Consider the following 20,495-nt stretch of genomic DNA (forward strand, 5'->3'; position numbering starts at 1 on the left):
CACCTCCGCAGATATATAGAGTGCTATCAAGTACATACACAGGGATGTCGCTCCTGCCGCCAGGGGGACAGCCCCGGGCAGTGTGTACGACCCGTACTTCCGCGGTGGGGAACTCCTCGGCGCGGTAGCCGACATGGCGATGCGGGCGCGATGTGGGGGGCCGGGTTTCACGGATGCGCCGCTGCCCAGGCTGCTGGGGCAGACGCCGAAGCGGACCACCTTGCCGCTGGCTAACATGAATCTGGCGCTGCGCGGAGTCAGACCCGCCCTCCGGTTGAAGACCGGCGGGCGGCCGTGGGAGCAGCCGTGGCTTCAGGGGCCGGTCGACCTGGTTCTCACCAACCCGCCCTTCAATATGCAGGCACCTGGACGAGCGCACCGCCGACCTGCGGGCCGTACTCGAGACCGACCGGGTGTGTCAGGCGCCCCGCCGCGAAGCCGTCCTCGCAGATCTGTGTGACATCCAAACCGGCCCGTCTCATGCACTGCTGGCGCCGAAGGACCTGATTCCGCATGGTGAGGTGCCGGTCGTCTTTCCCAGGCACCTGCGGGTCGGGGAGGTGAGTGACAGCGGCGACGAGCGCGTCTCGTCCGACCTCGCCGACCGGTTGGGGCGCTACCGGCTCAAGGCGGGCGACATCGTTTGCGTCCGCGCAGGTGCCATGGGGCCGCCGGCCCTGGTACGGAGGGACCAGACGGGATGGCTCATGAGCTCGAACGTGATCAGGCTCCGCTGCCGAGAGGATGCCCAGGTCCTCCCCGGCTATCCGCTCGATGTTCTGAGTCGTCCGGAGGCCATCGACTGGGGCAGGGACCGCGCGGCCGCCACCGCCGCCCCGTTCATCACCAAGGCCGTACTGGAGAGCCAGAAAGTCCTGCTGCCGCCCTTCGACGTGCAGCAGGAGATCGTCGAGTCGCTGGTGCTCCTGCGGGAGCGGTCTACCGCCCACCGAGAACTGGCAGCAGCCATCACCCGAACCCGAGCGCTGCTCGTCGAACAACTCACGGCCCGGAAGGGTTGGTCTTCGTCGGGGAGGAGGGCGCTCCCTTCCGGCGCAGCACCTTCGGGCGGAAGTGGCGGAAGGCGCGTGAGACCGTCGGTATGTCGGAGGGCTTCCGCTTCTACGATCTCCGGCATACGGGGCACACCCTGTCCACGCGCTCCGGGGCCACGCTCAAGGACACCATGGTCCGTTCCGGACAGTCCTCGGAGAAGGCGGCGCTGATCTATCAGCACTCCGACGACGAGAGGCAAGAAGAGGTCGCCGCCGGGCTGGACGCCACCGTGCGGAAGGCGCGGGCCGCTGCCACGGGGAAGGAACCCGGTAGGCCTTCTGGCACGAGTCTGGCACGCGGCGGGTGATCGCCGAGAACAGCAAAAAGGCCCGGGTCGATGACCTGGGCCTTCTTCGTGGAGCGGGTGACGAGAATCGAACTCGCACTCTCAGCTTGGGAAGCGACGGCGCGTGGACGATCGCCCCCGCTCTGACCTGCGGGTACATGGTCAACGATGAGGGTGTGCTACTTCGGCGCATGCTCCTGTTGACCGTAGTTGTCCGCTCTGAAGGGCACGCAGCGGGCACGGCGCGGTGAAGCGGCCCGACCAGAGGTGCAGATGCGTACGCGTCGAACCTACGCCTCCGAGTTCTGCCCGCCGAGGGGGCCTCGGTTGCCTCCGCACATGATCTGGAGGAATTTGTGGGGCGCAACGCCGCAGGCCGAGCATCCCCTCTGCCCGCGACCCATTCAAATCTGGCCGAGGTCGATCTCCGCCGCGAAGGGGGCGGTGACCTTCAAGACGCCGGCGAACACGTCCCCCTCGCGGTACGTCCTCGTCGCGGGGTCGAGCAGGTACGTATACACCAGCGGTGCACCCGTCGCGGCTTGCTCGATACGCCAGTAGAAGCCGATCCCGGCCTTGGCGTACTGGTCCACCTTCACGATCCGGTCGGTGGTTTCCGAGCCCGGCGACACGACCTCGGCCACGAGCAGTACGTGCTCGGGCCGGGTGGGTGTGATGTCGATAGTGTCCGCACGGTAGACGATGACGTCGGGGCGGCGATTGGTCAGCGGGACGTCCTGCAGTCGGACGTCGAAATCAGTGTCGGCGTTCCAGTCCGGGCCTGCGGCGGCGTCCAGGGCATTCGCCAGGAGCCGGGCCAGCCGATTGTGCCGCTTGGACGCGCTGGGACTCACGACGACCATTCCATCCACGATCTCGATGCCGGCGCACTGCTCCTCGGACCACGACTCGTACTCCTCCGCCGTGATCTGCTCGTGCATCCACGCCGGGGCCACCATCTCGGCAGTCATGACACGCCTCCCGGACACTGTGCGGCGGGCCTGGTCCCGCGCGACTCAGCGTACTGCGTTCGCTTGTCCGGCGTTCTGCGCAGAACTCGGCTCGCGGTTGCCTCTCATCAGCCATGCGAACGTTCTGTTGCCCGTGCCGGCAGTTGTGACTCCTCTACAGGCGCGGACGGCCGAACGGAGACTTGCGGCGCTACCGTCCGGTCTTCTGGCTCCGGTAGTAGCGCCTGGCGTTTCCGCGGACTTCGGCCCGCGCGGAACGGATGACCTGCAGAGCTCGGTCGCCGGAAGAGGCGAGGGAGTCGATCAGGCGGGAGACCGTCGGGTCGGAGGCGACCGCCCCGAACACGGCCGGCTCGGCCCGCGGCATGCCGACATCGGCGAGGCAGTCTTCCCCCCAGCGCCACCGCCAGTGCGACGTCCAGCAGGATCTTCCCCGGATCGTGGACAGCCCGCGGCTTCCGCCACGGCGTCAGCGCCGCGGATATCGCGGTGTCGAGACCGGCCTTGCGGACGGTCTCGACCAGCAGCACGCCCCCGGCCTGCGAGACCACCGCCCGGCCGCCGTCCTCGATGTGGACACGCGGGTACGACCCGATACGCCGCCCACGACCCCCACAGCGCAGCACCGGGTGCAGGCGCCGGTGCCACCCTCAAGGACACGATGGTCCGCGCGGGCCAGTCCTCGGAGAAGGCGGCGCTGATCCATCAGCACTCCGACGACGAGCGACAGCAGGAGGTCGCGGCCGGCCTCGACGCCACCGTGCGGAAGGCGCGCGCCGCCGCAGCCGGGAAGGTGTCGGACAAGCCTTCTGGCACGAATCTGGCACGCGGCGGGTGATCGCCGAGAACAGCAGAAAGGCCCGGGTCGATGACCTGGGCCTTCTTCGTGGAGCGGGTGACGAGAATCGAACTCGCACTCTCAGCTTGGGAAGCTGATGTTCTACCACTAAACTACACCCGCGTAAGACGCCGACCGTGGTCGGTGCCTGGACGCTCGCTCACTCTACCTCATCGCCGGCCCCAGGTGTTCGCGCCGTGGGGCCGGCGGGCGTTTCGGCGGGGTGATGCGGCTGCGGGGGACCGGAGTTGGGGCGTACGGTGGGGGGCTGGGAGTGGGGCCGGGAGGGGCCGGAGTGCCGCCTGGAGTGACGTCTCTTTGATCCCGTACTGTGGCTTTTGTCGTCAGGGTAGTCAGCCAGACGCGGCTCTTGGGGAAGGGACTTGAAGGACTTGATGGATCGCACCGTCCTCCGCTGTGCCGATGGGCACGTGTTCACCGCCGCCTCGTTCCCGATGCAGCAGGCCGAGCGACTCGGCCCCGGTCGGCTCGTCCGATGTCCGCGGTGTGCGCGGCTGCGGAGTGCCGTGCCGGTGGGTTCCGGGAAGCGGTAGCCGGACTCCCGTCAGGGAGACCACCCCCAGCAGGACCCAGTAGGACCGGGCGCGCGGTGCGGCGGCGATTGTCGCTGCTCCGCGCGCCTTGCGTATCCTCGGTGCGTGCTTCTCTCAGACAAGGACATCCGGGCCGAGATCGATTCCGGGCGGGTCCGCATCGATCCTTTCGACGACTCCATGGTGCAGCCGTCGAGTATCGACGTGCGCCTAGACCGCTACTTCCGGGTGTTCGAGAATCACCGGTACCCGCACATCGACCCCTCCGTCGAGCAGGCGGATCTGACCCGGCTCGTGGAGCCGGAGGGGGACGAGCCGTTCATCCTGCACCCCGGGGAGTTCGTGCTGGCCAGCACGTACGAGGTCGTCTCACTGCCCGACGATCTCGCCTCCCGGCTGGAGGGAAAGAGCTCGCTCGGGCGGCTCGGGCTCGTCACGCACTCCACCGCCGGGTTCATCGACCCCGGGTTCTCCGGACACGTGACGCTCGAGCTCAGCAATCTCGCGACCCTGCCCATCAAGCTGTGGCCGGGGATGAAGATCGGGCAGCTGTGCATGTTCCGGCTCACGTCGCCGGCCGAGCACCCGTACGGGAGCGAGCGGTACGGGTCCCGTTACCAGGGGCAGCGGGGGCCGACGGCCTCGCGGTCCTTCATCAACTTCCATCGGACCCAGGTATGAGCAGCGAGAACGCAGGCGGGACGCGCGCATGAGTGATGTTCGGGAGAATCTGACCTACGAGCAGTTCGGCGTCGCCGTGCGCGAGCTCGCGCAGGCCGTCGCCGACGACGGGTACGAGCCCGACATAGTGCTCTCCATCGCGCGTGGCGGGGTCTTCGTGGCGGGTGGGCTGGCCTACGCCCTCGACTGCAAGAACATCCACCTCGTGAACGTCGAGTTCTACACCGGCGTCGGCACCACGCTCGAGATGCCGGTCATGCTCGCGCCCGTGCCCAACGTCGTCGACTTCTCCCGGAAGAAGGTCCTCATCACCGACGACGTCGCCGACACCGGCAAGACGCTCAAGCTGGTGCGGGACTTCTGCCTGGACACCGTCGCCGAGGTCCGCAGCGCCGTGATCTATGAGAAGTCCCACTCGCTCGTCCAGTGCGAGTACGTGTGGAAGCGGACCGACGACTGGATCAACTTCCCGTGGTCGGTCCAGGAGCCCGTCGTGCGGCGGGCCGGGCAGGTGCTCGACGCCTGACCCCCGAGGTCAGGGACGCGCGCGGAGGGGCCCCCGGCAGCGCGCCGGGGGCCCCTCACGTGTCTGTCAGACGCCAGAACGTGCCAGGCGTCAGAACGTGCCCAGCTTCACGATCGACAGCAGCGCGATCAGCTGGATCGCGGACGCGCCGAGCGCCTTCGGCCAGGGCAGGTCGTGGGAGCGGCCCACCATCAGGGTCAGCAGGGCGCCGGCCGCGACCCAGGTGGCCCAGCCGAGGATCTGGACGAAGGGCGCGTCACCGCCGGCGAACATCGCGACGACCAGGCGCGGCGCGTCCGTGAGCGACATGATCAGCATGGAGAGGCCGACCGTGGGCTGCCACGCGCCGTCGCCGCCCAGCTGGCGGGCCAGGGTGTGGGTGACCACGCCCAGGACGAACGCGCTCAGCACCATCGCCACGGCCGTGGTCAGGACGATCGGGATCGCGTTCGAGAGGGTGGCGTTGATCGCCTCCTCGCGGGCGCCGTCGAAGCCGAAGACCGCCAGCAGGCCGTAGAGGAACGTCACGATGAGCGCCGGGACCCACATCGCGTAGTCCCGCATCTGGAGGAAGGTCCGGTCGGGGGCGAGGACGACACCCCTCAGCAGGGCCTTCCAGTGCAGTCGGGGACCGACCGGGCCGGGTGGCGGGGCGGAGCCGGCGCGGTAGGTCTCGCCCTGGTTGTAGGGGTCGTCGCCGACCGTGAACGCCTGGGTGTGGCCCGGGTTGTTGGCCGCGTACGGGTCGTACGGGGCCTGGCCGCCCTGCGGGTGGTGGGGGCCGCCGTCGCCGAAGTACTCCGGCTCACCGTGGCCACCGCCGTGCGGCTGTGGCCACGGTGAGCCGCCGGGGGCGGGGCCGCCACCCCCGTACGGCTGCTGCGGGTACGGCTGTCGAGGCGTCGCGGGACCGCCGTACGACGGTCCCTGGGGCGCCTGCTGTCCGTACGGAGGGTTCTGCGGTCGCGCGTGAGGAGCGCCGTTGTCCCGGCCGCGTCCGATCCTGAATCCAGCCACGCCTTCGAACGTACCTGGTCCCGGAGAGTGACGTGCCGGGCCCGGCCTTTCCGGGCGGCCTTTGCGGCCGAGCTGTGACATCCCTTACGGGTGTTCCCCGAGGATTCCCCCAGGACTCCTCGGGGAGTCCTCGAGGACTTCCCGAGGACTCCCCGAGAGCCGCCCGGGTGCTCCCTGAGCCGTGGCGGCGGCGGGCGCGTGCGGGCGATGACGCGTGTGTCCGACGTACGGCGCCGCCCCCAGGTCCGGACGGGACCTGGGGGCGGCGGCGAGGGGGAGAGGCGCGGGCCGGTTACTTCACCGGCTCCGGTGTCGGCTCGCTCTCCGGCTCCGGCTCGCCCGCCGGGTCGGCCGGGGCCCTGACGGAGTCCAGCAGGAGCTGGGCGACGTCGACGACCTGGATGGACTCCTTGGCCTTGCCGTCGTTCTTCTTGCCGTTGACCGAGTCGGTGAGCATCACCAGGCAGAACGGGCAGGCCGTGGAGACGATGTCGGGGTTGACCGACAGGGCCTCGTCGACGCGCTCGTTGTTGATGCGCTTGCCGATCCGCTCCTCCATCCACATCCGCGCGCCGCCGGCGCCGCAGCAGAATCCGCGTTCCTTGTGGCGGTGCATCTCCTCGTTGCGGACGCCCGGGACGGCGGCGATGATCTCGCGCGGCGGCGTGTAGATCTTGTTGTGCCGGCCCAGGTAGCAGGGGTCGTGGTACGTGATGATGCCCTCGACCGGGGTCACCGGGAGCAGCTTGCCCTCGTCGACGAGGTGCTGGAGCAGCTGGGTGTGGTGGATGACCTCGTAGTCGCCGCCGAGCTGCGGGTACTCGTTGCCGAGGGTGTTGAGGCAGTGCGGGCAGGTGGCGACGATCTTCTTCGCCGACTTGGGCTTGCGCGACTCCTCGGTGACCTTGCCGTCGTCGTCCATCTCCTCGCCGAAGGCGGCGTTGAGGGACATGACGTTCTCCATGCCCAGCTCCTGGAACAACGGCTCGTTGCCCAGGCGCCGTGCCGAGTCGCCGGTGCACTTCTCGTCGCCGCCCATGATGGCGAACTTGACGCCCGCGATGTGGAGGAGCTCGGCGAACGCCTTGGTGGTCTTCTTGGCGCGGTCCTCCAGGGCACCGGCGCAGCCGACCCAGTACAGGTACTCGACCTCGGTGAGGTCCTCGATGTCCTTGCCGACGACCGGGACCTCGAAGTCCAGCTCCTTGAGCCACTCCAGGCGCTGCTTCTTCGCCAGGCCCCAGGGGTTGCCCTTCTTCTCCAGGTTCTTGAGCATCGTGCCCGCCTCGGACGGGAACGCCGACTCGATCATCACCTGGTAGCGGCGCATGTCGACGATGTGGTCGACGTGCTCGATGTCGACCGGGCACTGCTCGACGCAGGCGCCGCAGGTGGTGCAGGACCACAGGACGTCCGGGTCGATGACGCCGTTCTCCTCGAGGGTGCCGACCAGCGGGCGCTCGGCCTCGGCGAGGGCGGCCGCGGGCACGTCTTTCAGCTGCTCCTCGGACGCCTTCTCCTCGCCCTCCGCCGTCTTGCCGCCACCGGCCAGCAGGTAGGGGGCCTTGGCGTGCGCGTGGTCGCGCAGGGACATGATCAGGAGCTTGGGGGAGAGGGGCTTGCCCGTGTTCCAGGCGGGGCACTGCGACTGGCAGCGGCCGCACTCGGTGCAGGTCGAGAAGTCGAGCAGGCCCTTCCAGGAGAAGTGCTCGACCTGGGAGACGCCGAAGACGTCGTCGTCGCCGGGGTCGGTGAAGTCGATCTGCTTGCCGCCGGACGTCATCGGCAGCAGCTCGCCCAGCGCGGTGCCGCCCTTCGCGTCGCGCTTGAACCAGATGTTCGGGAAGGCCAGGAAGCGGTGCCATGCCACGCCCATGTCGGTCTTCAGCGCGACCGTGATCATCCAGATGAAGGAGGTCGCGATCTTCAGGCCGGCGAAGAGGTAGACGAGGTTCTGGAGCGTGGAGACGTCCAGGTCCTGGAGCGCGGAGACGACCGGGTACGAGATGAAGAACGAGGCCTCGTAGCCGTCCACGTGGTGGAGGGCGCCCTCCAGGGCGTGCAGCATGAAGATGCAGACGCCGACGATGAGGATGACGGCCTCGACGAAGTACGCCTGGCCGAAGTTGGAACCGGCGAAGCGGGACTTGCGGCCCGGCTTGTTCGGCTTGCTCAGCTGGCGGATCCCGATCAGGACCAGGATGCCGAGCACCGTCATGGTGCCGATGAACTCGACGAAGACGTTGTACGGCGCCCAGTCGCCGATGACCGGCAGGATCCAGTCGGCCTCGAACAGCTGGCCGATCGCGTTGACGATCGTCAGCAGCAGGGAGAAGAAGCCCACCGCCACGAACCAGTGCGCCACCCCGACGACGCCCCAGCGGTTCATCCGGGTGTGGCCGAGGAACTCCCTGACCACGGTGATGGTGCGCTGTACGGGTTCGTCGGTCCGCGTGCCGGCCGGCACCGGCTGGCCCAGCCGCATGGAGTTGTAGATCTGCAGGACGGCGCGGCCGAACAGTGCGACGCCGACCACGATCAGGACCAGCGACACGATGATCGCGGCGAGTTGCATTTGGGGGCTCCTCGGGCCTGCGAGGTTGCGAGGGTCGTATTACTAAGCGGTAACTTATTCAGTTGGTCTGAGACTACCCCCATCCTCCGCCGCACTGTAGCCGGACGTGCGGTGATCTGCGTCGCTGAGGCAACCCTGACCGGCGGACCGGCGGACCGGCGGACCGGCAGACCAGCAGACCGGCGGACCGGCGGGCCGACGCCGGCTCCGACCGGTGGGCCGGTGGCAGCTCCGGCCGGCGGACCCGGCGGCAGCTCCGATCGTGGGGCCCGGGCGTCCGGCCCGGCGTCTCGCTGAGTCGGACGCGCCATTCATAGCAAATCATGATATTCGGCCTCTTCCCGGCATAGGTTGTGCCCGTGCTCTACGGGATCGCTGCAGCCATCGCCTCCTTTCTCCTCGCCGCCCTGCTCACCGCGCTGCTGAGGGGGCCGGCCCTGCGCCTCTCTCTCGTCGACCGGCGGCGGCAACGGCCCGTCCCCCTGCTGGGCGGGGTGGCCGTCGTCCTCGTCGCGGGGCTGGTCGCGTGGGCCGGGGACCAGGCCGGTGTCGTGCCGCTCGGTACCGGGGTCGGCCGGCTGCTCGTGGCCGGGACCGCTGTCGGCGCGCTCGGCCTGGCCGCCGACGTCTGGCGGCTGCGGGGGCGGTGGCTGGTCGCCGGTACGGCCGTCGCGGCGGCGTTCGTGGTGCCGTACGGCGAGACCGGGCCGGCGCTGGGGGTGCTCGCCGTGGGCTGGATCACCCTGGTCGCCGCCGCTTTCCGGGGGCTCGACCACGCCGACGGGCTGGCCGGCACGGTGGGTGTGGTGACCGCCTTCGGTATCGGCGCCTGCGCCGCGGTGGAGCTCATGGACGGGCTGGCGGTACTGCTGAGCGCGCTGGCCGCCGCCCTGGCCGGGTTCCTGCTGCACAACCGGCATCCCGCGCGGGTCGCGCTCGGGGCGTGCGGGTCCCTGTTCGCGGGCTTCCTGCTCGCCGGGGCGGCCGTGTTCACCCGGGCGGGGCATGCGCCCGGGACCGGCGCGGGGGTGCTGTTCGCGCTGACCGCCCTGGCGAGCGTCGACGCCGTCCTCGTACTCCTGTCGCGCCGGCTGGCCGGGCGGCCCCTGCTGCGTGGCGGGCCCGACCATCTCGCGCACCGGCTGCGGCGGCTCGGGCTCACCCCGCAGGGTGCGGTGGTGGTCCTCGGAGCGGTCGCGTCCGGCGGGGTGCTCGTGGGCGTGCTCGTGCACATCGGCTGGGCGGGGGAGGCGGCGGCTCTGTGGGTGGCGGGTGGAGCGGTCGCCGGGGTGCCGGCGCTGCTGCGGGTGCGGGTGTACGAGCCGCCGAAGCGACGGGCGGGGACGGATACCCGGGCCCGCACGTCGCCGCACTGGCCTCGCGCGGAGCTTCACGGGCAGATGCGGGAGCAGGCGCGGGTGCGGGGGCAGTCCCCGGCGCAGGACGAGACGCGGGGGCGGGGACCGGTCCCGGCGGGAGGCGAGGCGAGGGGGCGGGGGCAGTCCCGGGCGGGAGGCGAGGCGCGGGGGCGGGGCCAGTCCCGGGCGGGAGGCGAGGCGCGGGGGCGGGGCCAGTCCCGGGCGGGAGACGAGGCGCGGGGGGCGGGGGCGGTCCCGGGCGCGAGACGAGGCGCGGGTGCGGGGGCCGGCCAGGGCGCAGTACCAGGCACATGAGCCGTACCGGGCGCATGGGCAGTGCTCGGCGCATGAGCCGTACCGGGCGCATGGGCAGTGCTCGGCGCATGAGCAGTACCGGGCGCATGGGCAGCCCCAGAACCGGGCACAAGCCCAGACGCAAGGGCAGCCCCCCGGAGCGAGCCCGGCCGCCGGAGCCGCCCCGGGTGCAGGTGCAAGCCCGGCCGCCGGAGCCGCCCCGGGTGCAGGTGCAAGCCCGGCCGCCGGAGCCGCCCCGGGTGCAGGTGCAGGCCCAGCCGCCGGAGCCGCCCCGGGTGCAGGTGCAAGCCCGGCCGCCGGAGCGGCCCCGGGACCAGGCGCGGTCGCAGCCGCAGCCGCAGCCGCAGCCGCAGGAGCGGGCCCGGGCGCAGGTCCGGCCCGAGCGCCGGGCGCGGCCTCGGGAGTTCCCCGAGGCAACTGGCGCCCCGGCCCGTGCGTCCTCCCGGGCAGCGGTCCGGGCGCGATTTTTCCGGTTCGTCAGGCACGGCGCGCCGAGAACGCGCAGGTCACAGCGTCATTGCGTGTAAGGAACGGATAAGAGTTGAGTGACCTCGACTCACCTCTGTTGACCCGGCGAGGGGTGTCGTGCACACTTGAGCCTGTTCCACTCAAGTCAGCTGGAGGTTATTCACCATGGCACGTGCGGTCGGCATCGACCTGGGCACGACTAACTCCGTCGTCAGCGTTCTGGAGGGCGGCGAGCCCACCGTCATCACCAACGCCGAGGGCGCCAGGACCACGCCGTCCGTCGTCGCCTTCGCCAAGAACGGCGAGGTGCTGGTCGGCGAGGTGGCCAAGCGCCAGGCGGTCACGAACGTCGACAGGACCATCCGCTCGGTCAAGCGCCACATGGGCACCGACTGGAAGGTCAACCTGGACGGCAAGGACTTCAACCCGCAGCAGATCAGCGCCTTCGTGCTGCAGAAGCTGAAGCGGGACGCCGAGTCCTACCTGGGCGAGAAGGTGACCGACGCGGTCATCACCGTCCCGGCGTACTTCAACGACGCCGAGCGCCAGGCCACCAAGGAGGCCGGTGAGATCGCGGGCCTCAACGTCCTGCGCATCGTCAACGAGCCGACCGCCGCCGCGCTGGCGTACGGCCTGGACAAGGACGAGCAGGTCATCCTGGTCTTCGACCTCGGTGGCGGTACGTTCGACGTCTCGCTGCTGGAGATCGGCGACGGCGTCGTCGAGGTGAAGGCCACCAACGGTGACAACAACCTCGGTGGTGACGACTGGGACCAGCGCGTCGTCGACTACCTGGTCAAGCAGTTCCAGTCCGGCCACGGCGTGGACCTGGGCAAGGACAAGATGGCCCTCCAGCGCCTGCGCGAGGCCGCCGAGAAGGCCAAGATCGAGCTGTCCTCGTCCACCGAGACCTCGATCAACCTGCCCTACATCACGGCGTCCGCCGAGGGCCCGCTGCACCTGGACGAGAAGCTCACCCGGGCCCAGTTCCAGCAGCTGACGTCCGACCTGCTGGAGCGCTGCAAGACGCCGTTCCACAACGTCATCAAGGACGCCGGCATCCAGCTGTCCGAGATCGACCACGTCGTTCTCGTCGGTGGCTCCACCCGTATGCCCGCCGTCGCCGAGCTCGTCAAGGAGCTCACCGGCGGCAAGGACGCCAACAAGGGCGTCAACCCGGACGAGGTCGTCGCCATCGGCGCCGCCCTGCAGGCCGGTGTCCTCAAGGGCGAGGTCAAGGACGTCCTGCTCCTCGACGTCACCCCGCTGTCCCTCGGTATCGAGACCAAGGGCGGCATCATGACCAAGCTGATCGAGCGGAACACGACGATCCCGACGAAGCGTTCGGAGATCTTCACCACCGCCGAGGACAACCAGCCCTCCGTGCAGATCCAGGTCTACCAGGGCGAGCGCGAGATCGCTGCGTACAACAAGAAGCTCGGCATGTTCGAGCTGACCGGTCTGCCGCCGGCGCCCCGCGGCGTCCCGCAGATCGAGGTCGCCTTCGACATCGACGCCAACGGCATCATGCACGTCACGGCGAAGGACCTCGGCACCGGCAAGGAGCAGAAGATGACCGTCACCGGCGGCTCCTCGCTGCCGAAGGACGAGGTCGACCGGATGCGCCAGGAGGCCGAGAAGTACGCGGAGGAGGACCACGCCCGCCGCGAGGCCGCCGAGTCCCGCAACCAGGGCGAGCAGCTCGTCTACCAGACGGAGAAGTTCCTCAAGGACAACGAGGACAAGGTCCCGGGCGACGTGAAGACCGAGGTCGAGTCCGCCGTCGCCGAGCTGAAGGAGAAGCTCAAGGGCGAGGACAGCGCCGAGATCCGCACCGCCACGGAGAAGGTCGCCGCCGTCTCGCAGAAGCTGGGCCAGGCCATGTACGCCGACGCCCAGGGCGCGCAGGCCGCCGGCGGCGATGCCCCGGGCGCGGGTGCCCCCGGTGACAAGGGCGGCGACGACGACGTCGTCGACGCCGAGATCGTGGACGACGAGCGCAAGGACGGTGCCGCGTGACGGAGGAGACCCCGGGTTTCGAGGAGAAGCCCGACGTCCCCTCCGGCGCCACCCCTGACGACGCCGAGCCGAAGGCCGCCTCCGAAGAGGGGGCGGCCCCGGCCGGGGACGCGAGCGAGAACGCGGGCCTGGTGGCCCAGCTGGACCAGGTACGCACGGCGCTGAACGAGCGCACGGCGGACCTCCAGCGACTCCAGGCCGAATACCAGAACTACCGTCGCCGGGTCGAGCGGGACCGTGTTGCGGTCAAGGAGGTCGCCGTCGCGAACCTCCTGTCCGAGCTGCTTCCCGTACTCGACGACATCGGCCGCGCCCGGGAGCACGGCGAACTCGTCGGCGGCTTCAAGTCCGTGGCGGAGTCGCTGGAGACGGTCATCGCCAAGATGGGCCTCCAGCAGTTCGGCAAGGAGGGCGAGCCCTTCGACCCGACGATCCACGAAGCCCTGATGCACTCCTACGCACCGGACGTCACCGAGACGACGTGCGTGGCGATTCTGCAGCCCGGGTACCGGATCGGCGAGCGCACCATCCGCCCCGCGCGGGTGGCCGTGGCCGAGCCGCAGCCGGGCGCGCAGACGGCCAAGCCGGCCGAGGAGAACACCGAGGCACAGGCCGACCCCGCGGAGAACGCGGGGAACGCCACAGACGCCGGGAACAAGGAGAGCGGTGGCCCGGACGAGGGCTGAGCTTGAAGTGACGAGAGAGGAGGGACGTCGGGGATGAGCACCAAGGACTTCATCGAGAAGGACTACTACAAGGTCCTCGGCGTCCCCAAGGACGCCACCGAGGCCGAGATCAAGAAGGCGTACCGGAAGCTCGCCCGCGAGTACCACCCGGACGCCAACAAGGGAAACGCCAGGGCGGAGGAGCGCTTCAAGGAGATCTCCGAGGCGAACGACATCCTCGGTGACCCCAAGAAGCGCAAGGAGTACGACGAGGCCCGCAGCCTCTTCGGCAACGGCGGTTTCCGTCCGGGGCCGGGCGCGGGCGGCGGCGGCACCTTCAACTTCGACCTGGGCGACCTCTTCGGAGGCGGCGCCCAGGGCGGGGGGGGCCAGGGCGGAGCCGGCGGCTTCGGCGGCGGGCTCGGCGACGTCTTCGGGGGCTTGTTCAACCGCACCGGTGCCGGCGGCCCCGGCACCGGCACGCGGACCCAGCCGCGGCGCGGCCAGGACATCGAGTCCGAGGTCACCCTCAGCTTCACGGAGGCCATCGAGGGCGCGACGGTCCCGCTGCGGATGTCCTCGCAGTCACCCTGCAAGGCCTGTTCGGGCACCGGCGACAAGAACGGCACGCCGCGCGTGTGCCCGACCTGTGTCGGCACCGGACAGGTCGCCCGGGGCTCGGGCGGTGGCTTCTCGCTCACCGACCCGTGCCCGGACTGCAAGGGCCGCGGCCTGATCGCCGAGGACCCCTGCGACGTATGCAAGGGCTCCGGACGCGCCAAGTCCTCCCGGACGATGCAGGTCCGCATCCCGGCCGGGGTGTCGGACGGGCAGCGCATCCGGCTGCGCGGCAAGGGCACACCGGGTGAGCGGGGCGGCCCGGCGGGCGACCTGTACGTGGTCGTGCACGTCAAGGAACACCCCGTCTTCGGCCGCAAGGGCGACAACCTCACCGTCACCGTCCCGGTCACCTACGCCGAGGCGGCGCTCGGCGGCGAGGTCCGGGTCCCGACCCTGGGCGGCCCGTCCGTCACGCTGAAGCTGCCGGCGGGCACCCCGGGCGGACGCACCATGCGCGCGAGGGGCAAGGGCGCGGTCCGCAAGGACGGCACCCGCGGTGACCTTCTGGTCACCGTCGAGGTGAGTGTTCCGAAGGACCTGACGGGGAAGGCTCGTGATGCGCTGGAGGCGTATCGCGAGGCGACCGCGGACGAGGATCCGCGGGCGGAGCTGTTCCAGGCCGCGAAGGGAGCTTGACGGAGATGGACGGTCGTCGACGCAATCCGTATGAACTGACCGAGGACACCCCGGTCTACGTCATCTCGGTGGCGGCCCAGCTTTCCGGCCTGCACCCGCAGACCCTGCGTCAGTACGACCGCCTCGGCCTGGTCTCCCCGGACCGCACGGCCGGCCGCGGCCGGCGCTACTCGGCCCGCGACATCGAACTGCTCCGCACGGTGCAGCAGTTGTCGCAGGACGAGGGAATCAACCTGGCCGGAATCAAGCGCATCATCGAACTGGAGAACCAGGTCGCCGCGCTCCAGGCCCGAATGGCGGAGCTGCAGGACGCCCTCGACGGCGCGGCGACGGCGATGCGCCAGCGCGAAGCGGCGGTGCACGCCTCGTACCGCCGGGACCTGGTCCCGTACCAAGAGGTACAGCAGACCAGCGCTCTGGTGGTGTGGCGCCCGAAGCGGCGCGGTCAGTCCCCGGACTGACCGGCCGCACAAGGCAGAAGGGCGACAGCAGGCCCGGAGGTTCGACCGAACCTCCGGGCCTGTTCACAACGGTGCTGTCTCATTGGTCTAGTACTTCTTGACGATTTCGTGAAGACAGCGTTGGCTTCCCTCACCTGGGTCACCACAACACCCGTGTGTCGGAAGGTAAGCGCAGTGAACAGCCGTGCCCGTCGTGTCGCCATATCCGTGGCCGCGTCCATGATGACCATTTCGCTGGCCGCCTGCGGTGTGCTGGGCGCGTCGGAGAGCAGTGACGAGGCGAGCCCGGCCAAGGGCAACGACATCACTGTGGGACTGCTGCTTCCGGAGACGGAGAACACGCGCTACGAGCAGTTCGACTACCCCTTCTTCAAGGCGAAGATCGCCGAGCTCACGCGTGACGAGGGCAACGTCAAGTACGCCAACGCCGAGGCGAGCCCCTCGAAGCAGGCCGCCCAGATGCAGCAGATGATCGACGACAAGGTCGACGTGATCGTCCTCGACGCGGTCGACGCGAAGTCCGTCGGGGACAGCGTGCAGAAGGCCAAGGACGCCGGTATCCCGGTCATCGCCTACGACCGGCTGGCGGAGGGCCCGATCGACGCCTACATCTCCTTCGACAACGAGCTGGTCGGCGAGGTCCAGGGGCGCTCGCTCATCGAGGCGCTCGGCAACGACGCGGACAGCTCCGCCAAGATCGTCATGATGAACGGCTCGCCCACTGACCCGAACGCCAAGCAGTTCAAGGCGGGGGCGCTGTCCCAGCTGAACGGCAAAGTGACGATCGCCCAGTCCTTCGACACCAAGGACTGGAAGGCGCAGAACGCCGAGGTGAACATGATCGAGGCGATCGAGAAGATCGGCAAGAAGAACATCGCGGGCGTCTACTCCGCCAACGACAGCATGGCGGGCGGCATCATCAAGGCCCTGGAGGACGCGGGCGTCACCGACCTGCCGCCGATCACCGGTCAGGACGCGGAACTCGCGGCGGTGCAGCGGATCGTCACCGGCGAGCAGTACATGAGCGTGTACAAGTCCTACCCGCAGGAGGCCGAGAACGCCGCGGAGATGGCCGTGGCGCGGGTCCAGGGCCGGGACATCCAGTTCGACGCGCTCGCCCGCGACAAGGTCGACAGCCCCAGCCACCAGGGCATCCCCGCGCAGCTCGTCCCCGTCGTCGTCCTGACGCAGGAGAACATCCGGCAGACCGTCGTCGCGGACGGCTTCTACAAGGTCTCCGACATCTGCACCGCCAAGTACGCGGAGGCGTGTGCGGAGATCGGGCTGAAGTAGTCCCGAGCAGTCCCGGTAGTGCCGAGCAGTCCCGGGTGATCCCGAGCAGGCCTGGCCGGTCCCGGTACGCTGCCCTGGACATAGCGGCCGCAACCGGTGTTTTCCGGCCGTCGCCGCCTGTCGAGCCGTGTTGCGGACCCGGGCCCGGCCGCGCATAGTTGCGCTGCGGAAAGAGCCGGAACCGGGGGTGGGATGGGTGATGGCCGGGCACGGGGCGGATGAGCATCCACACGGTGCCGACCGGCTGTGCGCGGCCGGGGACCGCGTGTACTCCCGGGCCGTACGACGCGGCCGGCTGCCCCGCCGGGACGCCGAGCCGGTCCCCTGCCTCCTGGAACTGGCCCTGCTGCACCCCGACCCCGACGACATGGACTGGCTGGTGCCGACCTCACCGCAGGAGGTCATGACCCGCCTGCTGCGCGGGGTCCACGACGAGGTCAGCGCCAGTCAGCGGCGGGTGGGTTCCGCGGTGGAGGCCTTCGAGTGGTACGCGGGCCTCGGCCGGCAGATCCGGACGGTGGCCGGTGCCGAGGGCACGGCGATCCGGGTCCTCGACGGCCTGGCCCGCATCCAGGCGGCGATGGACGAGGCGACGCAGGCGTGCACGACGGAGGTGCTCACCGTCCAGCCCGGCGGCATCCGGCGGGAGCACGAGCTGTCGGAAGGGCTGCACCGGGCGCTGGCGTTGCGCGGGCGCGGGGTGCGGATGCGGGACCTGTACACGCACGTCGCCCGGCACGGGCAGGGCCTGCTCAACTACCTGGAGCTGATGGGCGACACGGTGGAGGCCCGCACCCTCGACGAGGTCATCGACCGCCTCATCCTCTTCGACCGCACGGTGGCCTTCATCCCCGCCAACACCGAGCGCACGGTGGCCCTGGAGCTACGCCACCCCGCCCTGGTCGCCTACCTGGTCACCGTCTTCGAACGCCTGTGGCGCCTGGCGATCCCCTTGACCGCCCCGCTCCCGGACACCGGCATCGAGGGCATCTCCCACCGCGAGCAGTCCATTGCGGCGCTCCTGGCGGAGGGCCACCAGGACGCGGTGATCGCGGAGCGCCTGGGGATAAGCGTCCGCACGGCCCGCGCCCACATCGCCCGCCTGTCGGAGACCCTGGGCGCGACCAGCCGCACGCAGTTGGGGGTGCGCATCGCCCAGGCGGGCCTGGACGGCTCCCCGCGCGGCACGGCGCCGTCCGCCCCCGTCAGGGTTCCTGGTCCAGAATCCCCGACTGCCCGATGAGGTAGCCGAGCTGTGCCCGGCTTTCGCTGCCGAGGGTGGCGGCGAGTTTGGCGATGTGGACGCGGGCGGTGCGGACGTTCATGCCGAGGCGGTCGGCGATGTCGGTGTCGGTGTGGCCTTCGATGAGAAGGGCGGCTATGGCGCGTTGGCGGGGGGTGATGCCGCCCAGCGACTGGCGTTGGACGGTCTTGGGGTGCATGGGTGTGGCCAGGCGCCAGAGACGGTCGAAGACCGTGACGAAATGGGAGATCAGTGCGGGGTGGCGGACTTCGAGGGCGAGAGAGCGATCGGCGCTGGCGGGGATGAAGGCGACCGTGCGGTCCACGACGATGAGGCGTTCGGTGATCTCATCAAGGGTGCGGGCCTCCACGTCACCTGCCAGTTGCTCGTAACGTGCGAGGACGTACGGGGCGTTGCGGACGGTGTGCTGGTAGAGAGCACGTATGCGGCCGCCGCGGTCGAGGAACTCCTGGTCCCGTTCCATGGCGGCTTCATGGTGGTGAAAGGGTGGCTTGACCAGACCGTCGTGTGGTTGAACGGACAGAACTTGCTCCGAGGCGCAGGCCATCGACTCGCCGATGGCCTGGCCGATGCGTTCCTTGCCGCTGAGAAGCCTCAGAGTCGGGGTCTCCTCAGCCGTCCCCGGATGGGTTCCGGCCTGTATGAGCGTGTTGAAGGTGTCGATCAACTGTGCCTCGCGGCGCCGTTGGCCGGCGATGTGCTGCCCTGAAGTGCGCAGCAGCCGGTGCAGTGCCGTGACCGGGGAGACGGGTTCGAGTCTGCTGGGGTCGTCGAGCACCGGGTGCAGGAGACCGTAGTCGATCAGGCAGGGCGCTGCATCGATGTCCTGCTGGGTCACGTGCCCCTCTTGGAGGGCGCGTTGATACACCCGCGTGCCCTGGGTGCAGAGTTCCTCCGGCCCATGGACGGCATGCGGCACCGTCACTGCGCGGCATCCCCTTGCTTGAGCATTTCTGACTCCGCGATGAGGTAGCCGAGCTGTGCCCGGCTTTCGCTGCCGAGGGTGGCGGCGAGTTTGGCGATGTGGACGCGGGCGGTGCGGACGTTCATGCCGAGGCGGTCGGCGATGTCGGTGTCGGTGTGGCCTTCGATGAGAAGGGCGGCTATGGCGCGTTGGCGGGGGGTGATGCCATCCCCGTGCCGGTGCGTCCTGTCGGTCATGAGCGGATCTCTCCTCCCAGCCTTGGGGACTCCTGCTCCAAGATCCCCGACTGGGCTATGAGATAGCCGAGTTGGGCACGGCTGCCGCTGCCGAGTACCGCCGCCAGTTTCGCGATGTGCGCTCGGCAGGTGCGCACGTTCATGCCGAGACGGCGGGCTATGGCCTCGTCCACGTGGCCCTCCACCAGGAGCTTGGCGATCGAGTGCTGGATGTTGGTGATGCCGTCGGGGGCCGTTTCGTACGGGGCTCCGGCGGTCAGCGGAACTGCTCGGCTCCAGATGAACTCGAACACCTTGATCAGGTAGCGGACAAGGCCTGGGTGACGGATCTCCAGGGCGACCTGCCGGTCCTCACGGATGGGGATGAAGGCGACGGCCTCGTCACAGATGATGAGGCGCTCGACGAGTTCGTCGATGGTGCGGTGCTCGACCTTGCCCTTCGCGAACTGGTTGACGTAGGCGAGTCGCTCGGGGTTGTACCGCGCGGTGTGTTGATAGAGGGTTCGGATGCTCACCCCTCGCTCGATCAGCGGTTTGTCGCGCTCCAATGCTTCCAGCAGGCGGTTCTCGGCGCTACGGGCGCTGCCACTCGGCTGAACGGTGAGCATTTCGGTCTGGCACTGGGCCGTGGCCAGGTCAAGCGCCGCGTTGATGCGGTCCAGGCCCTCCAGCACGCTGATGGAGTGGGTCGGGGCGGTGGCCTGCACGCCGAGAGCCATGAACGGCTCGAAGGCTTCGGCGAGTGCGATCGACAGCCGTCGATGCTCGGTGATCTCGCGCTCGATGGGGTTGAGCCGCTGTGCCAGGGCGATCACCGGAGGCACAGGACGCAACCATTGTGCATCGTCAGGATCGGGATGAAGCAGCGCGAACTCCATCAGACACGGAGCGGAATCGGCATCCGTCCGCAGTATTCGTCCTGTCCGCAGAGCCCCCGCGTAGAGGCGGCTTCCGTCCTCGCAGAGCTCGGTGACCGAATGGGGATGTGTCGCTTTGGTCCCATTTGATATCAATTCTCCACCCCCCAGGGTCCTGAACGTGCAGGAACATGATGCACCGATTGTGTGGCCATGACGTGCCTGAATGAGCCATCGTCTTATCCGACGGGGGATAGAGGGGATCTTCAAGTGAGGACGAAGCCGACTATGCGTAAGAAAATGCTTCGCTCGGTGCTTGTTGTCGCCGTCTCCGCCGTTGTGGCCTTCGGGACTCTGGCTGGCCTCTCCGGTGCGAAGAGCGACGCGCACCGTGCGGTTGTTGGGGTCGAGATTGCGCCCGCCGTCGCGGTCGGTGACGAGGCAGTCAATCTCCCGGCGGACAGCAAGTGGGACTGATCAACATGACCACACCACCCGACGACCGCTCCTTCCGGCGCGAGATGGCCACCGCCTACCGCTCCGGCTGGCACTTCATCGACCTGGTCACCGCGATCCCCCACGCCGGTGACTCCCTGATGGTGACCGTCTTCGGCGAGCCGGTCGTCGTCACGCTGGACGAGGACGGCGACGTGCGCGCCTACCGGTGCCTGCGACGGCCCCGAGGGGCGCCGCAGCCCGTGCGGTGCGCCATCCGGTACGGAATGATCTTTGTGAACCTGGACCAGCGGGACCACCGGCTCGTGCAGCCGGAAGTCCCCGAAGTGAGGACCATCTCGGCCACCCCCCGCAGTGCCTGACGCGATTCCCCCGTCGTAACAAATCGCTCAGGTGCTTCCCCCCGGCAGCGGCGTC

Annotated in this window: 18 protein-coding genes, 1 tRNA gene and 4 pseudogenes; 14 read left to right on the forward strand and 9 right to left on the reverse strand. The window is 69.4% G+C overall.

Annotated features, from left to right (window positions below; all coding sequences use genetic code 11):
* Positions 1-133: 133 nt before the first annotated feature.
* Positions 134-460 (forward strand): N-6 DNA methylase, encoded by a 327-nt coding sequence (locus tag ACH4F2_RS13910; protein WP_398133089.1) that lies wholly within the window; start codon positions 134-136, stop codon positions 458-460.
* On the opposite strand, the gene ACH4F2_RS13915 is transcribed toward ACH4F2_RS13910, so the two are convergent.
* Entirely contained in the window at positions 351-1,001 is a 651-nt protein-coding gene (locus ACH4F2_RS13915; protein ID WP_398133100.1) for a hypothetical protein, read from the reverse strand. The genes ACH4F2_RS13910 and ACH4F2_RS13915 overlap by 110 nt on opposite strands.
* A 5-nt stretch (positions 1,002-1,006) precedes the next feature.
* Between ACH4F2_RS13915 and ACH4F2_RS13920 the strand changes: the two are divergent.
* Positions 1,007-1,363: pseudogene (locus ACH4F2_RS13920) on the forward strand (tyrosine-type recombinase/integrase); the annotation flags it as partial.
* 383 nt (positions 1,364-1,746) lie between these two features.
* On the opposite strand, the gene ACH4F2_RS13925 reads toward ACH4F2_RS13920, so the two are convergent.
* Positions 1,747-2,313, reverse strand: a complete 567-nt coding sequence (locus tag ACH4F2_RS13925; protein ID WP_103543175.1) for a Uma2 family endonuclease — start codon at positions 2,311-2,313, stop codon at positions 1,747-1,749.
* Between the two features lie 235 nt (positions 2,314-2,548).
* A pseudogene (locus tag ACH4F2_RS13930) lies at positions 2,549-2,909 on the reverse strand (transposase); the annotation flags it as partial.
* A 41-nt stretch (positions 2,910-2,950) separates the two neighbouring features.
* Between ACH4F2_RS13930 and ACH4F2_RS13935 the strand changes: the two are divergent.
* Positions 2,951-3,151: pseudogene (locus ACH4F2_RS13935) on the forward strand (site-specific integrase); the annotation flags it as partial.
* 49 nt (positions 3,152-3,200) lie between these two features.
* Here ACH4F2_RS13935 and ACH4F2_RS13940 read toward each other — a convergent pair.
* A tRNA-Gly gene (locus ACH4F2_RS13940) sits at positions 3,201-3,274 on the reverse strand.
* 536 nt (positions 3,275-3,810) lie between these two features.
* On the opposite strand from ACH4F2_RS13940, the gene dcd reads away from it, so the two are divergent.
* Together dcd and ACH4F2_RS13950 are read left to right on the forward strand one after the other, a co-directional pair.
* Entirely contained in the window at positions 3,811-4,386 is a 576-nt protein-coding gene (dcd, locus tag ACH4F2_RS13945; protein ID WP_239765110.1) for a dCTP deaminase, read from the forward strand.
* A gap of 28 nt (positions 4,387-4,414) precedes the next feature.
* Positions 4,415-4,912 (forward strand): phosphoribosyltransferase, encoded by a 498-nt coding sequence (locus ACH4F2_RS13950; RefSeq protein WP_398132946.1) that lies wholly within the window; start codon positions 4,415-4,417, stop codon positions 4,910-4,912.
* Positions 4,913-5,002: 90 nt separating this feature from the next.
* Here the strand turns inward: ACH4F2_RS13950 and ACH4F2_RS13955 are convergent, their stop codons facing one another.
* The gene (locus ACH4F2_RS13955; protein ID WP_398132947.1) at positions 5,003-6,010 is read right to left on the reverse strand and encodes a YIP1 family protein; all 1,008 of its coding nucleotides are present in this window, start codon (positions 6,008-6,010) and stop codon (positions 5,003-5,005) included.
* Between the two features lie 211 nt (positions 6,011-6,221).
* Positions 6,222-8,504: a (Fe-S)-binding protein gene (locus tag ACH4F2_RS13960; protein WP_398132948.1), complete on the reverse strand. Its 2,283-nt coding sequence runs from the start codon at positions 8,502-8,504 to the stop codon at positions 6,222-6,224.
* A 359-nt stretch (positions 8,505-8,863) separates the two neighbouring features.
* Between ACH4F2_RS13960 and ACH4F2_RS13965 the strand changes: the two genes are divergently transcribed.
* The 7 genes from ACH4F2_RS13965 (at position 8,864) to ACH4F2_RS13995 (ending at position 17,583) form a co-directional block, all read left to right on the forward strand.
* Entirely contained in the window at positions 8,864-10,177 is a 1,314-nt protein-coding gene (locus ACH4F2_RS13965) for an undecaprenyl/decaprenyl-phosphate alpha-N-acetylglucosaminyl 1-phosphate transferase (RefSeq protein WP_398132949.1), read from the forward strand.
* A gap of 633 nt (positions 10,178-10,810) precedes the next feature.
* Positions 10,811-12,664 carry a molecular chaperone DnaK gene (dnaK, locus tag ACH4F2_RS13970; RefSeq protein ID WP_398132950.1) on the forward strand — a complete coding sequence of 618 codons (1,854 nt, stop codon included), beginning with the start codon at positions 10,811-10,813 and terminating at the stop codon, positions 12,662-12,664.
* Positions 12,661-13,350 (forward strand): nucleotide exchange factor GrpE, encoded by a 690-nt coding sequence (gene grpE, locus ACH4F2_RS13975; protein WP_398132951.1) that lies wholly within the window; start codon positions 12,661-12,663, stop codon positions 13,348-13,350. The genes dnaK and grpE overlap by 4 nt, the downstream gene beginning before the upstream one ends.
* A 33-nt stretch (positions 13,351-13,383) precedes the next feature.
* A complete protein-coding gene (gene dnaJ / locus ACH4F2_RS13980) occupies positions 13,384-14,586 on the forward strand; it encodes a molecular chaperone DnaJ (protein ID WP_398132952.1) in 1,203 nt (400 codons plus the stop codon).
* Between the two features lie 5 nt (positions 14,587-14,591).
* Positions 14,592-15,047: a heat shock protein transcriptional repressor HspR gene (locus tag ACH4F2_RS13985; protein WP_398132953.1), complete on the forward strand. Its 456-nt coding sequence runs from the start codon at positions 14,592-14,594 to the stop codon at positions 15,045-15,047.
* A gap of 174 nt (positions 15,048-15,221) precedes the next feature.
* Positions 15,222-16,340 (forward strand): substrate-binding domain-containing protein, encoded by a 1,119-nt coding sequence (locus ACH4F2_RS13990; RefSeq protein ID WP_398132954.1) that lies wholly within the window; start codon positions 15,222-15,224, stop codon positions 16,338-16,340.
* A 199-nt stretch (positions 16,341-16,539) separates the two neighbouring features.
* Positions 16,540-17,583, forward strand: coding sequence for a LuxR C-terminal-related transcriptional regulator (locus tag ACH4F2_RS13995; protein ID WP_398132955.1), 1,044 nt, complete (start codon positions 16,540-16,542; stop codon positions 17,581-17,583).
* Here the strand turns inward: ACH4F2_RS13995 and ACH4F2_RS14000 are convergent.
* The 3 genes and pseudogenes from ACH4F2_RS14000 to ACH4F2_RS14010 form a co-directional block, all read right to left on the reverse strand.
* The gene (locus ACH4F2_RS14000) at positions 17,546-18,529 is read right to left on the reverse strand and encodes a LuxR C-terminal-related transcriptional regulator (RefSeq protein WP_398132956.1); all 984 of its coding nucleotides are present in this window, start codon (positions 18,527-18,529) and stop codon (positions 17,546-17,548) included. The genes ACH4F2_RS13995 and ACH4F2_RS14000 overlap by 38 nt on opposite strands.
* A pseudogene (locus tag ACH4F2_RS14005) lies at positions 18,526-18,738 on the reverse strand (helix-turn-helix transcriptional regulator); the annotation flags it as partial. The pseudogene ACH4F2_RS14005 and the gene ACH4F2_RS14000, both read right to left, overlap by 4 nt.
* Before the next feature lie 23 nt (positions 18,739-18,761).
* Positions 18,762-19,643: a helix-turn-helix transcriptional regulator gene (locus ACH4F2_RS14010; protein WP_398132957.1), complete on the reverse strand. Its 882-nt coding sequence runs from the start codon at positions 19,641-19,643 to the stop codon at positions 18,762-18,764.
* A 267-nt stretch (positions 19,644-19,910) separates the two neighbouring features.
* On the opposite strand from ACH4F2_RS14010, the gene ACH4F2_RS14015 reads away from it, so the two are divergent.
* Entirely contained in the window at positions 19,911-20,099 is a 189-nt protein-coding gene (locus ACH4F2_RS14015) for a hypothetical protein (RefSeq protein WP_398132958.1), read from the forward strand.
* A gap of 5 nt (positions 20,100-20,104) precedes the next feature.
* Positions 20,105-20,440 (forward strand): hypothetical protein, encoded by a 336-nt coding sequence (locus tag ACH4F2_RS14020; protein ID WP_398132959.1) that lies wholly within the window; start codon positions 20,105-20,107, stop codon positions 20,438-20,440.
* Positions 20,441-20,495: the final 55 nt, after the last annotated feature.

The sequence above is a fragment of the Streptomyces sp. NPDC017890 genome, from assembly GCF_044328675.1.
Lineage (GTDB): Bacteria > Actinomycetota > Actinomycetes > Streptomycetales > Streptomycetaceae > Streptomyces.